Source organism: Ruegeria sp. BC7 (assembly GCF_056539165.1).
The window spans coordinates 22726-34671 of record NZ_JBQFUL010000010.1 but is presented as its reverse complement, the minus strand read 5'-3'; the positions used below and the strand labels follow the sequence as shown (position 1 = coordinate 34671).

15 protein-coding genes are annotated in these 11946 nt (G+C 57.7%); 12 read left to right on the top strand and 3 right to left on the bottom strand.

Annotated elements, in window-relative coordinates:
* On the bottom strand, window positions 1-573 hold the full coding sequence (locus ACR0KS_RS18385) for a LabA-like NYN domain-containing protein (protein WP_170388228.1): 573 nt from the start codon (window positions 571-573) through the stop codon (window positions 1-3).
* A 140-nt stretch (window positions 574-713) separates the two neighbouring features.
* On the opposite strand from ACR0KS_RS18385, the gene folK reads away from it, so the two are divergent.
* The 10 genes from folK to rnc all read left to right on the top strand — a co-directional run bounded on the left by folK (window position 714) and on the right by rnc (window position 8847).
* A complete protein-coding gene (folK, locus tag ACR0KS_RS18380; RefSeq protein ID WP_170567755.1) occupies window positions 714-1283 on the top strand; it encodes a 2-amino-4-hydroxy-6-hydroxymethyldihydropteridine diphosphokinase in 570 nt (189 codons plus the stop codon).
* Between the two features lie 94 nt (window positions 1284-1377).
* A complete protein-coding gene (gene rpoZ, locus ACR0KS_RS18375; protein ID WP_142639234.1) occupies window positions 1378-1731 on the top strand; it encodes a DNA-directed RNA polymerase subunit omega in 354 nt (117 codons plus the stop codon).
* Window positions 1732-1757: 26 nt separating this feature from the next.
* Window positions 1758-3890 carry a RelA/SpoT family protein gene (locus ACR0KS_RS18370; RefSeq protein ID WP_170567753.1) on the top strand — a complete coding sequence of 711 codons (2133 nt, stop codon included), beginning with the start codon at window positions 1758-1760 and terminating at the stop codon, window positions 3888-3890.
* A gap of 16 nt (window positions 3891-3906) precedes the next feature.
* On the top strand, window positions 3907-4605 hold the full coding sequence (locus ACR0KS_RS18365; protein ID WP_170388234.1) for a DUF2062 domain-containing protein: 699 nt from the start codon (window positions 3907-3909) through the stop codon (window positions 4603-4605).
* The gene (locus ACR0KS_RS18360) at window positions 4598-5350 is read left to right on the top strand and encodes a pyridoxine 5'-phosphate synthase (protein ID WP_170567751.1); all 753 of its coding nucleotides are present in this window, start codon (window positions 4598-4600) and stop codon (window positions 5348-5350) included. Before ACR0KS_RS18365 ends, ACR0KS_RS18360 begins: the two co-directional genes overlap by 8 nt.
* Before the next feature lie 22 nt (window positions 5351-5372).
* The gene (locus tag ACR0KS_RS18355; protein ID WP_480693293.1) at window positions 5373-5825 is read left to right on the top strand and encodes an ABZJ_00895 family protein; all 453 of its coding nucleotides are present in this window, start codon (window positions 5373-5375) and stop codon (window positions 5823-5825) included.
* Between the two features lie 52 nt (window positions 5826-5877).
* Window positions 5878-6855 carry an NADPH:quinone reductase gene (locus ACR0KS_RS18350; protein ID WP_170567747.1) on the top strand — a complete coding sequence of 326 codons (978 nt, stop codon included), beginning with the start codon at window positions 5878-5880 and terminating at the stop codon, window positions 6853-6855.
* 1 nt (window position 6856) lies between these two features.
* Window positions 6857-7276: a holo-ACP synthase gene (gene acpS, locus ACR0KS_RS18345; RefSeq protein WP_170388243.1), complete on the top strand. Its 420-nt coding sequence runs from the start codon at window positions 6857-6859 to the stop codon at window positions 7274-7276.
* 57 nt (window positions 7277-7333) lie between these two features.
* Window positions 7334-8173: a signal peptidase I gene (lepB, locus tag ACR0KS_RS18340; RefSeq protein ID WP_170567745.1), complete on the top strand. Its 840-nt coding sequence runs from the start codon at window positions 7334-7336 to the stop codon at window positions 8171-8173.
* On the top strand, window positions 8170-8847 hold the full coding sequence (gene rnc, locus ACR0KS_RS18335) for a ribonuclease III (protein WP_170567743.1): 678 nt from the start codon (window positions 8170-8172) through the stop codon (window positions 8845-8847). Before lepB ends, rnc begins: the two co-directional genes overlap by 4 nt.
* Window positions 8848-8851: 4 nt before the next feature.
* Here rnc and ACR0KS_RS18330 read toward each other — a convergent pair whose 3' ends face one another.
* Together ACR0KS_RS18330 and ACR0KS_RS18325 are read right to left on the bottom strand one after the other, a co-directional pair.
* Window positions 8852-9610: a hypothetical protein gene (locus tag ACR0KS_RS18330; protein WP_170567741.1), complete on the bottom strand. Its 759-nt coding sequence runs from the start codon at window positions 9608-9610 to the stop codon at window positions 8852-8854.
* Window positions 9607-10368: a hypothetical protein gene (locus ACR0KS_RS18325; RefSeq protein ID WP_170567739.1), complete on the bottom strand. Its 762-nt coding sequence runs from the start codon at window positions 10366-10368 to the stop codon at window positions 9607-9609. The genes ACR0KS_RS18330 and ACR0KS_RS18325 overlap by 4 nt, the downstream gene beginning before the upstream one ends.
* 235 nt (window positions 10369-10603) lie before the next feature.
* Here ACR0KS_RS18325 and era point away from each other — a divergent pair, with 235 nt between their 5' ends.
* Complete coding sequence (era, locus tag ACR0KS_RS18320; protein ID WP_170388257.1) at window positions 10604-11512, top strand: GTPase Era; 909 nt, start codon at window positions 10604-10606, stop codon at window positions 11510-11512.
* Window positions 11509-11838 (top strand): DUF1491 family protein, encoded by a 330-nt coding sequence (locus ACR0KS_RS18315; protein WP_170388260.1) that lies wholly within the window; start codon window positions 11509-11511, stop codon window positions 11836-11838. Before era ends, ACR0KS_RS18315 begins: the two co-directional genes overlap by 4 nt.
* Window positions 11839-11946: the final 108 nt, after the last annotated feature.

Genomic DNA, 11946 nt, shown 5'->3' with positions numbered 1-11946 from the left:
CTATTGCCCGCTGGCCGCGACACTGCGCGGTTCCATCGGAACTTCACGCGGAGGGCGGCCGATCACGTCGCGCAGGTCCTCCAGTTCGATGAAGTTGTCCGCCTGGCGGCGTAGTTCGTCCGAGATCATCGGCGGCTGGCTGCGAATGGTCGAGACGACAGAAACACGCACGCCCTGACGTTGCAGGCTGGCAATCAGCGGGCGGAAATCCCCATCGCCCGAGAACAGCACGATATGATCCACGCGCGGCGCCAGTTCCATGGCATCCACGGTCAGCTCAATGTCCATGTTTCCTTTGACTTTCCGACGCCCCATGCTGTCGGTGTATTCTTTTGCCGGTTTCGTCACCATGGTGAAGCCGTTGTAATGCAGCCAGTCAACCAAAGGACGGATCGGCGAATACTCGTCGTTTTCCAGAAGCGCTGTGTAGTAGAAAGCTCTGAGCATTTTACCGCGGCGCATAAACTCCTGCCGCAGCAGTTTGTAGTCGATATCAAACCCCAGTGCTTTCGCGGCCGCATAAAGATTCGAGCCGTCGATGAACAGCGCTAGCCGTTCGTCTTTATAAAACATAAATAGTTCCTTCCGGTACAAACCAGAGCGCCGGATGTTACGTGAGTGAGTTTAGAAAATGAGCGGCGCGCTGATACGCCTATAATTAGGGCATTTACCGTGTATCGCAAGTATGCAATTCGCCGAATATAGGGAGTAGGATGGGTAAAATCAGGTCAAAAGCGGTGATCGCACTGGGCGCAAATCTCAATTTGAGGGATCATGGACCCAAGGTGACACTTGAAAAGGCACTTGACGCAGTTTCGCGTCACGATGTGGTGATTCGCGCTGTCAGCCGCTTATTCGCAACGCCCTGCTTTCCCGCCGGTGCAGGGCCGGATTACGTAAACGCAGCGGCAATGCTTGAGACTGACCAGTCGCCGTCCGAATTGCTGCATATGCTGCATGAGGTCGAACACGAGTTTGGCCGCGAGCGGATTCAGCGGTGGGGCATGCGGACCTTGGATCTGGACCTGGTCTGTTTCGACGACGCCATCCTGCCGGATTTTGCGGAATTCGAGCGCTGGCGCACTTTGTCAGCCAAGGATCAAAGGCAACAGGCACCGGATCAGTTGATCCTGCCGCATCCACGTCTTCAGGACAGGGCTTTTGTGCTGGTTCCAATGGCGGATGTCGCCCCGGATTGGCGTCATCCGGTGTTGGGTCGAACCACAGCGGAAATGCTTGCGGACCTTCCCGCCGAAGAAGTTGCCGCAGTAACCCCGTTGTGATCGGTGCATTTGCAGCATTTCCTGCTTGTCAAGGCGGAGATTCGCGCTTAGATAAACTTCTTCCTGACATGGACTCAGTAACGGAGAGCGCCCTATGGCCCGCGTGACGGTTGAAGACTGCGTAGACAAAGTGCCAAACCGGTTCGAGCTGGTGATGCTTGCCGCCCATCGTGCGCGCGAGATTTCCGCTGGTGGCCCGATCACCGTGGACCGCGACAACGACAAGAACCCGGTCGTTTCGCTGCGCGAGATCGCAGATGAAACCCAAAGCGCGGACGAGCTGCGTGAGCGCCTGATCGAAGCCAACCAGACCCAGATCGAGGTTGACGAGCCGGAAGAAGACCAGATGGCTCTGCTGATGGGTGCGGAAACCGATAAGCCTGCGGACGATGACATGTCCGAAGAAAAGCTGTTGCGCGCTCTGATGGAGGCTCAAGGCCAGGGGTAATCCCCTCGAACGAAGGTGCGGACCGGATGATTTCTGCTGATGATCTGATTGCGCTGGTCCGCAACTACAACCCCAAGACAAATGCAGACCGCATCGCCCGAGCTTACGAGTTCGGCATGCAGATGCATGAAGGCCAGTTCCGCCATTCGGGAGAGCCTTACTTTACCCATCCCGTTGCCGTTGCTGCCATCCTGACCGAACAGCGTCTGGATGATGCGACGATCATAACGGCCCTTCTGCACGACACGATCGAGGACACCAAGGCCAATTATGGGAAGGTGTTCGACCTTTTCGGCGATGAGGTCGCCAAACTGGTGGACGGTGTCACCAAGCTGACGAACCTGCAGCTTTCAAGCCGCGAAACCAAACAGGCTGAAAACTTCCGCAAACTGTTCATGGCGATGTCCAAGGACCTGCGGGTTATCCTGGTGAAGCTCGCCGACCGTCTGCACAATATGCGCACGATCAAGGCGATGCGCCCGGAAAAGCAGGTCGTCAAAGCGCGCGAGACGATGGATATCTACGCGCCGCTTGCGGGCCGCATGGGGATGCAGTGGATGCGTGAGGAGTTGGAAGACCTCGCATTCCGCGTTCTGAACCCTGAAGGCCGCCAGTCGATTATTCGCCGTTTCATCACATTGCAGCGTGAAACCGGTGACGTGATTCACCGCATCACGGGCGACATGCGGCGCGAGCTGGAAAAGGCCGGGATCGAAGCCGAGGTGTTCGGTCGCGCCAAGAAACCCTACTCGATCTGGCGCAAGATGCAGGAAAAGGATCAGGGCTTCTCGCGCCTGTCTGATATCTATGGGTTCCGCATCATCACCCAGACCGAGGAAGATTGTTACCGGACGCTGGGGGCAATTCACCAGCGGTGGCGCGCCGTGCCGGGACGGTTCAAGGATTACATCAGCCAGCCGAAATCGAACGGGTACCGCTCGATCCACACAACCGTGTCCGGGCGCGACGGTAAGCGGGTCGAGGTTCAGATCCGTACCCGCCAGATGCATGATGTGGCTGAAACAGGTGTAGCGGCGCATTGGTCTTATCGCGACGGTGTCCGCTCGGAAAACCCATTTGCTGTCGATCCGGCGAAATGGATCGCCAACCTGACCGAACAGTTTGACAGCGAGGAGGATCACGAAGACTTCCTCGAAGCGGTCAAGTTGGAGATGTATTCCGACCAGGTGTTCTGCTTCACGCCCAAGGGCGATGTGGTCAAGCTGCCACGCGGGGCCACGCCGATCGACTTTGCCTATGCGATCCACACCCGGATCGGGTCCGCCTGCGTTGGGGCCAAAGTGGATGGCATCAGGGTTCCGTTGTGGACCCGGATCAAGAACGGGCAATCGGTGGATATCATCACCGCCGACGGGCAAACACCGCAGGTCACATGGCTTGAGATTGCGGTGACCGGAAAGGCCCGAACCGCCATTCGCCGTGCCTTGCGCGAAGTAGATCGCGAACGGTTCATCAAGTTGGGCAAAGAGTTGGCGCGATCCGGCTTTGATCACGTCGGACGCAAAGCGACCGACAAGGCGCTGGATACGGCCGCCAAGCATCTTCGTCTGAAGGACCGGCACGAGTTGCTGGCGCGGCTCGGAAGCGCGGAACTGACCGCCCATGATGTGGTCAGCGCGGTCTACCCGGAACTGACTCAGGATGACGGCGACGCGATCCCGCTGCGCCGTGCCGTGATCGGTCTGGAACCCGGGCAGAAGTTCGACCGCGCGTCGTGCTGTCAGCCGCTGCCGGGCGAGCGGATTGTGGGCATTACCTATCGCGGGAAAGGCGTGGTGGTCCACGCCATCGATTGTGACCGCCTGACCGAGTTTGAGGGCGAGCCTGACCGTTGGGTCGATCTGCACTGGCATACCGGAACGCACCCGGCTGTATATGGCGCGACCCTTGATCTGACCATTGGAAATGATGCCGGGGTACTGGGGCGTATTTGCACATTGATTGGCGAGAAAAAGGCCAATATTTCAAACTTGGAATTTGTCGACCGCAAACCGGATTTTTACCGCCTGCTGATCAATGTCGAACTGCGCGACCTGGAACAGCTGCATTCGCTTATGCTGATGCTTGAGGCCGAAAGCGACGTGGCCGCGGTCGAACGTTACAGAGACAGGACCAAAACCGCTGTGGCGGCTGGCTAAGAAGGGGTGATCAGGAGTGGTATTCAAGCGCCGAGATCGACGCTCGCCTGTCCAGATCGCATCAGAATTCGTCTATCCTCGTGGTGGATGGACCCGCGCTTTTCACTACGTCAAACACCGCGTGCGTCGTCTGCCGGATTCGCCTGAGCGTATTGCGCGTGGTATCGGGGCAGGGGTCTTTGCTGCGTTCACCCCGTTTTACGGACTCCACTTTGTCGTGGCCGCGGTGTGCGCGCGTCTGATCAATGGCAATATTCTGGCCGCGCTCAGCGGGACGTTCTTTGGCAATCCGCTGACCTACGTTCCGATTGGGGTGGTGTGCCTGCAGACAGGGCATTTCTTGCTGGGAACAGAGTTCCAGGAAGGCGATACGCAAGGGCTGATGAGGAAATTCGCCAACGCCCTGCGGGACTTAAAGGACAACCTGATCGCCATGTTCACAGATCGGGTCGCGGATTGGCATGGTCTTGGCGTCTTTTATCGCGAAGTGTTTTATCCTTATCTGGTCGGAGGTATTCTGCCCGGTCTGCTTGCCGCCGCGATCTGTTACTACCTCAGCCTTCCCCTGATACGCACTTACCAGCAGCGCCGCCGAGACAAGATCAAGGCGAAGTTTGATGAAATCAAACGTTTGGCCGAGTCCGGGGCTGCCGTTCCCGTTACAAACCCACTAGGCTCGGGCAAAAATTCGGGAAAGGAATCAAGCGATGTCTGAAAACCATCTGCGTTTGGGTGTGAATATCGACCACGTTGCGACCATTCGGAACGCGCGTGGTGGAGCGTACCCTGACCCGATGCGGGCTGCGAAGCTGGCGGAAGAGGCCGGTGCTGACGGCATCACCGCTCATTTGCGTGAGGATCGCCGTCACATTCTGGACGCAGACATCGAAGCGCTGATGGACGTCTTGTCGGTGCCGCTGAACTTTGAGATGGCGGCGACGCCTGAGATGCAGAAAATTGCTCTGCGCCATAAACCGCACGCTGTCTGTATCGTTCCCGAAAAGCGCGAGGAACGCACCACCGAGGGCGGGCTAGAGGTCGCGCGCGAGGAAAACAAGCTGGCCCATTTCATCGCGCCGTTGCGTGAGGCGGGGTGCCGGGTTTCGATCTTCATCGCGGCTGACCAGCGCCAGATCGAAGCGGCTCATCGCATTGGGGCAGAGGTGATCGAACTGCACACCGGCGCTTATTGCGATGCCTTTGCCGAGGGGCACTTTGACGAAGCCAACCGGGAACTTGAATCCCTGCGTGAGATGTCCGCCTTTGCACACTCGCTGGGCCTAGAAGTTCACGCGGGTCATGGGCTGACCTATGAGACCGTGAAGCCCGTGGCAGAGTTTCCCGAGGTTCGAGAGTTGAACATCGGTCATTTTCTGATCGGCGAGGCAATCTTTCTGGGCCTCACCCCCGCCATTCAGGAAATGCGCAGGCTGATGGATGAAGCCCGCGTAAACCCGTAGCCTGTTCAGGGAAGGCAAGGCGTTGAAAACTATCAACTTGTGGCACTATGCGATCTGGTTGGTCGTGATCCGGTTTTTGCTGCAAATTTCGATCGTCGTGTTGCTTGTTCTGACCGGAATAGACCTGACGAATGTGGGCATTCCGTATTTGTCAGCTATTCTTGCGGCGGCCATTGCCGGGCGTGCGACAGCACGATCCGCGCAGCGTATGCCGCGTATGATCGAAATCCTTCAGTTTGCGGTTGCGGCAACGTTGTTCTTCTTTTTCGTCAACTACGTGGCTTATTTTCTGTTGGCCCTGTCCGGGATCGGTCCGGTGGACATGTTCCTTTTCCGCTTTTGGCACCGCAGTGGCCAAATTGTAGAGTTGATGGCATGGCTAACGATCTGGGCGTTTTTCTCAAACAGCGTGATTTTCTGGCTGGCCACGAAAGCGGAGCTCAGGGCGCTGGGCAGAAGGAAGCAAAAGACTTGAAGAACCTGGCCATCGACAAAACTCTGTCAATCAGAACGGGACATGTACCGGCGTGAAAGCAATTACCTACCGAAAGTTTGGACCCGCATCAGAGGTTCTGGAACTGGTTGATATGCCTGATCCCAAGCCCGGACCGGGCGAGGTGCTGGTGCGCGTTCGCGCAAGCGGCATCAACCCGTCCGACGTAAAACTGCGGGGCGGCGCTCGGCCGGGGGCTGCCATGCAATACTCCGTCGTCATCCCTCATTCCGATGGGGCTGGCGTGATCGAAGCAGTGGGCGACGGTGTGGACACCGCTCGGGTTGGTGAAAGAGTCTGGATTTGGAATGGGCAGTGGCAGCGTGCTTTTGGCACAGGTGCAGAATACATCGCCCTGCCATCCGAACAGGCGGTCTACCTGCCTGAAACCACCAGCTTTGCCGAAGGCGCTTGTTTCGGGATACCGGCCATGACTGCTTGGTATGCGCTTTATTGCGACGGTCCGATAACCGGGAAAACGGTTCTGGTTACCGGTGGTGCAGGGACCGTTGGCAGGTATGCCTGCCAAATGGCGGCTCTGGGCGGCGCGCGTGTTATCACTACAGTCAGTTCTGACGAAAAGGCCGCACATTCCGGTGCGGATGAATGGGTGAATTATCGCGCGCAGGATGTGACCGAGACCGTTATGGATATGACCAACGGTCAAGGCGTGGACCGCATTGTTGAGGTGGATTTCGCCGCCAATCAGAGCGCGTCTTTGTCGTTGATCCGCCCCTGCGGGACGATAGCAAGCTATGCGTCGGCTTCTCAGATGCGGCCAGAGTTGGATTTTTATGGCTTTATGTTCAAGAATATCCGCCTGCACATGCTGATCGTCTATCAGATGGATGCCGCGTCGCGACGCCGGGGCGAAGCGCAGCTTGGTCAATGGCTGGAGCAAAATGCGCTCAGCCATGCGGTTGTGTCTGGCGGCGGGCTGTCGGAAGCAGCAGCGGCTCATGAAATGGTAGAAGCAGGGCGGAAGATGGGCTCTGTTGTTCTGGAGGTGTGACGTGATCCTCGGTATTGGCACAGACCTTGCGAATATTGAACGGATTCAGGGTACGCTGGATCGGTTCGGTGATCGTTTCCGCAATCGGGTTTTCACAGAAATCGAACAGCGCAAAGCCGAAAACCGCGCGGATACCGCCGGAACCTACGCCAAGCGCTGGGCCGCGAAAGAGGCGTGTTCCAAGGCGCTGGGCACTGGTCTGCGCATGGGGATCGCGTGGAAAGACATGTCCGTTACCAATCTTCGCACAGGTCAGCCCGTCATGCATGTGACCGGTTGGGCCGCTGAGCGTCTACGCGAAATGACACCCGAAGGCCACGAAGCGATCATCCATGTTACGCTGACAGATGATCATCCCTGGGCGCAGGCTTTCGTGGTGATTGAGGCGCGACAGCTTCACGAAGGCGCCGTCCGGCCTTGACTAACCGGGCCTCGCCCCGCATGTAGCACCCCAACAAATCAAGGACCGGAGAGCAGTATGGCCGAGGACGTCAAAACCGGAAATTCGGTGTGGGAGACGATCAAAACCATCGTCTACGCATTGCTGATCGCAGGCGTTTTCCGCACGCTGTTCTTTCAGCCTTTCTGGATTCCCTCCGGGTCGATGAAGCAGACGCTGCTGATCGGGGATTTCCTGTTCGTCAACAAGATGGCCTACGGGTATTCTTATGCTTCATGTCCCAGCCTTATCATCCCCAGCTTTGGGCTGAATATTGATGCCAAGGATATTTGCGGCTGGATGCAGGGCGACGACAGCTCGCGGATTTGGGAGGGAGAGCCCGAGCGCGGCGATGTCATCGTTTTCCGCCATCCAGCGACGGGTCGTGACTATATCAAGCGTTTGATCGGGCTACCGGGGGATCGCATTCAGGTGCGTCAGGGTCAGATTATCCTTAATGGCACCCCGGTTCCGCAGCAGCCCGACGGAGTCTTTACCGAAGTGTCCGCGCCGCAGGGGTCGCAAGGGTTGCGCCCCCGGTGTGAAAACGGACCTGTCGGTTATGGCGGCCTGTGTGAAAAATCTCGCGTGATCGAAACTCTGCCAAACGGGGTGTCCTATGACGTCCTGAATATCGGCAATCAGGGATCGGACAATACCGGCATCTATACCGTGCCCGAAGGCCATTACTTCTTTATGGGTGACAACCGCGACAACTCGAGCGACAGCCGTTTGCCGCAATCGGCTGGCGGAGTGGGATATGTCCCCTACGAAGACCTGATCGGTCGCGCTGATCGGATCATGTTCTCGTCTGCAGGGCGTTCGATGCTGTTCTTCTGGACCTGGCGCGGGGATCGGTTCTTTAAGGCGGTGAATTGAAGCTCTCGGCTGACATAAAGGCTTTCCAGCAGCGTTTGGGGTATGAGTTTTCAAACCCCGAATTGCTGGTGCGTGCCCTGACGCATGGGTCGGTGTCGTCGTCGACCCGCCCCGACAACCAGCGTTTGGAGTTTCTGGGTGACCGGGTCTTGGGCCTTGTGATGGCCACGGCGTTGCTTGAGGCCGATAAAAAGGCATCCGAAGGGCAGCTTGCGCCCCGTTTCAATGCGCTTGTGCGCAAAGAAGCATGCGCTGATGTGGCACGCCAGATTGATCTGGGGGCTGTGCTGAAACTGGGCCGGTCCGAAATGTTGTCAGGCGGGCGCCGCAAGCAAGCGCTGTTGGGCGATGCGATGGAAGCGGTCATTGCGGCCATATACCGTGACGCCGGTTTTGAGGCTGCGGCGGGCGTGATCCTGCGACTTTGGGGCGACCGGATTCACAATGTCGAGGCGGACGCCCGCGACGCGAAAACCGCGCTTCAGGAATGGGCGCAGGCGCGCGGGCAAAAGCCCCCGTCCTATGTCGAGGTCAAGCGCAGCGGCCCCGACCATGCGCCGGTTTTCACTATCGCGGCCAGACTGCAGGACGGGACTGAGGCGCAGGCCACAGCAGGATCAAAGCGGCAGGCAGAGCAGGCCGCGGCCAAGGCTCTGTTGGATAGTCTGACCTGATAGATCAGCGAGCCGCAGGCAGTACCCCTTGCTGTTGCAACACGTTAAGCACATCCAGAATAGTCCCGGGGCTGACGTCGAATGACCCCTTTAGCGCGACACCGATCCCACCATTGCTGATTTCTACCGTGCCGCCCGAGGTAAAGCGGGGATCAATCGAAGACAATTCTGGCGGCAGGGTCGGGCAGACTGGATTGCGCTGTAGAACAGCATTACTGGCCTTCTGAAATATGGCTTGGGCCTCGCTTAGGAATTGCGCTTGTGTCTCTGTGTCCGGGATCGGTTCAGCCAGTGTCAGGTCCATCCCGCCCAATTCAAAGTACACGCATTGGTCTTGGACCTGCACCGAAGCCGCCGCCGTGAACGTGATGGTATTGGCTGCGATACTTTCAAGACGTTGAGGAGACTGGCCAGCCTTGCGATCGCATTTGAACGCCTCCATTGCAAAGCGACCCTGAACCGCGATTTCATTTCCTTGCGCGGCCGTGCTGAGGGTTTCAAGCGTCACCTGAGCATTGCATAGGTTTGCAAGTTCGGTGTCGTTTGCCATTTTGGAAAGTGCTTCCTGTGCCTCACGCAAGTCTAAAATGGCCTCAACGCCGATACGTGTTGGCGCAACATCTGACAGCGTCATGGACAGGCGATAGGGAAATTCCACCCCTTCGGCTGCAAGGGTTTGATTGAATTCGAGTTTTACCTCGCGAGCCAATGCTGGATACGAGGTCAGGCACAGGCCACAGGCAAGCGGGATCAGCACCTTCATTTCACAACCCCGACGCCTTGCGTTTCCTGTAGTACAGCAATCAGATCCAACAACGTTTCCGCACTGGTATCGACCGACCCGCTCAGCGTCGCTCCTACGCCGCCGGTGCCGATCTCTCGAATTCCGCCGGATGTGAACTGTGGCTTCAACCCTGCCAATTCGCTTGGCAATTCGGGGCATACGGGGTTTTCGGCCAGAACTTCGGTGCCTTTTGCAAGGATCACTTCACGCGCTTTGTCGGTCAGGCCAATCAAATCCGACAGGGTTCCTACGACCCCTTGCAGTTCCAGATCAATATCCCTCAGACGCACATGCAAACAGTTCTGTTCCACCTCTGCCGCGGCCTTCACGATGACATCCACATTTTGCCCGAACAGTAAGATCCCCCGGTAATGAGTTTCGGGATCATCGGTGTCGCAGGCATAGAACTTGGCCTGGACCTGCCCCTTTGCGACAAGCGTTTCCGCATCAGCCTGAACATCAGAAACAGCAAGCGAGAACTTGCGTTGGCAGGTATCTTGCAGCACCCCCGAAAATATCCAGGGTGCGTGTTTTTGAAATGAACGCAGATCCAGAAACGCGGCCATGCCCAATCGGGTTGGTCCTGTGTCTTTTAGCGTCAGATACAACGTGTAAGGCAGTGCCTTTTCCTTGACCGGGATGGTTTCGGTTATTCGGAGGTCCATGTTCTCGGCCTGCGTCGGACCCGTTGTCGCAAGCAGGGCGCATGACAGCAGGCCGCACATTCCTGCGATCATTCTGGTTGGTCCGGGGATGTTGCTGCAGATGGTGGTAAACACGTTTTTTGTCCGAAATCCTAACCCTAGCCTAGCAGAACTCTGGCGCATGTCGTTGGTGCTTTATTGTTTTTCTTCCCCCGGCAAGGGCCTTGTCCCTCCAGAGCGGGACATGTCGGACTGTCAACAAATCCCTCTGGCCCATTGGGTCTTTCTGATATAGGGGTGCGCACTTGCAAACAGGATCGCAGGACACATGACCACACGCGCCGGATTTATCGCCCTGATCGGAGAGCCCAACGCAGGCAAATCCACCCTTCTGAACCGGATGGTCGGGGCCAAGGTCTCGATCGTGACGCACAAGGTTCAGACGACGCGGGCCCGTATTCGTGGCGTCGCGATGGAAGGGGACGCGCAGCTTGTATTTGTGGACACGCCCGGCCTGTTCAAACCGCGCCGCCGTCTGGACCGCGCCATGGTCGCCGCCGCGTGGGGTGGGGCCGCGGATGCTGATGTTGTCGTTCTGATGGTCGAAGCGCACCGAGGCATCACCGAAGGGGTCGAGCGTATCCTTGAGGGGTTGGAGGAGATCGGGCAGGGGCGCACCATCGCACTGGCCATCAACAAGATCGACAAGGTGCCCAGTGAAAAGCTGCTGGCGCTGACCAGTGACCTGAACGCGCGCTACCCCTTCGCCGAAACTTTCATGATCTCGGCTGAGAAAGGCTTTGGCGTCGATGACCTGCGAAAGTGGCTGGCGGCTGAGTTGCCCGAAGGCCCGTGGCTCTATCCCGAAGACCAGATTGCCGATCTGCCGCTGCGGATGATTGCGGCCGAGATGACCCGCGAGAAACTGACCCTGCGGTTGCATCAGGAACTGCCCTACCAACTGACTGTCGAGACCGAGAACTGGGAAGAGCGCAAGGATGGTTCGGCCAAGATTGATCAGGTCATCTATGTCATGCGCGACGGCCACAAGGGGATCGTTCTGGGCAAACGCGGCGAGACGATCAAAGCCGTTAGCCAAGCGGCGCGCGCCGAACTGGAAGAGTTCCTTGACCGGAAAATCCACCTGTTCCTGCAAGTGAAAGTCCGTCCGAACTGGCTGGAAGAGTCCGAGCGGTATTCGGAAATGGGACTGGATTTCAAAGACGGAAACGCATGACCCGTCTGACCGCAGATTTCTGGGTTCACGCCTATATCGCGCGGCTGAGGCTTCAGGATATCCCGGCTTTTGTCGTGGCGCATGGCGACGATACGGCGGGCGCTGTGTTGGTCAAAATGAACACGCTGGATGGTCAGGCGGTGGCCTTTCAACGCAGCTTTGACCTGATGAGCGGTGAGCGCAAATGGGTGGAGCTGTCCAGCGGTGAAGAAGCAGACGTGGACAATACCATTCAGCGCCAACGCAGTTTTGATCCCGACCTTTGGGTGATCGAAGTCGAAGACCGGCAAGGGCGGCATCTTTTGGGTGAGGACGGGCTGGAGTGATGATCCGGCAGAGCGCGACGCAGTTTGTGCCCCTCGCATCGACAAACTCAGGTGCAAAACTGGTGCCCGTGTCTGATACCCTTGCACACTGCGCTGGGTTGGGATTTG

Coding starts and splice junctions, on each gene's coding strand:
- ACR0KS_RS18385 (WP_170388228.1), bottom strand. CDS start 573: ATGTTTTATAAAGACGAACGGCTAGCGCTGTTCATCGACGGCTCGAAT.
- folK (WP_170567755.1), top strand. CDS start 714: ATGGGTAAAATCAGGTCAAAAGCGGTGATCGCACTGGGCGCAAATCTC.
- rpoZ (WP_142639234.1), top strand. CDS start 1,378: ATGGCCCGCGTGACGGTTGAAGACTGCGTAGACAAAGTGCCAAACCGG.
- ACR0KS_RS18370 (WP_170567753.1), top strand. CDS start 1,758: ATGATTTCTGCTGATGATCTGATTGCGCTGGTCCGCAACTACAACCCC.
- ACR0KS_RS18360 (WP_170567751.1), top strand. CDS start 4,598: ATGTCTGAAAACCATCTGCGTTTGGGTGTGAATATCGACCACGTTGCG.
- lepB (WP_170567745.1), top strand. CDS start 7,334: ATGGCCGAGGACGTCAAAACCGGAAATTCGGTGTGGGAGACGATCAAA.
- ACR0KS_RS18330 (WP_170567741.1), bottom strand. CDS start 9,610: ATGAAGGTGCTGATCCCGCTTGCCTGTGGCCTGTGCCTGACCTCGTAT.
- ACR0KS_RS18325 (WP_170567739.1), bottom strand. CDS start 10,368: ATGATCGCAGGAATGTGCGGCCTGCTGTCATGCGCCCTGCTTGCGACA.
- era (WP_170388257.1), top strand. CDS start 10,604: ATGACCACACGCGCCGGATTTATCGCCCTGATCGGAGAGCCCAACGCA.
- ACR0KS_RS18315 (WP_170388260.1), top strand. CDS start 11,509: ATGACCCGTCTGACCGCAGATTTCTGGGTTCACGCCTATATCGCGCGG.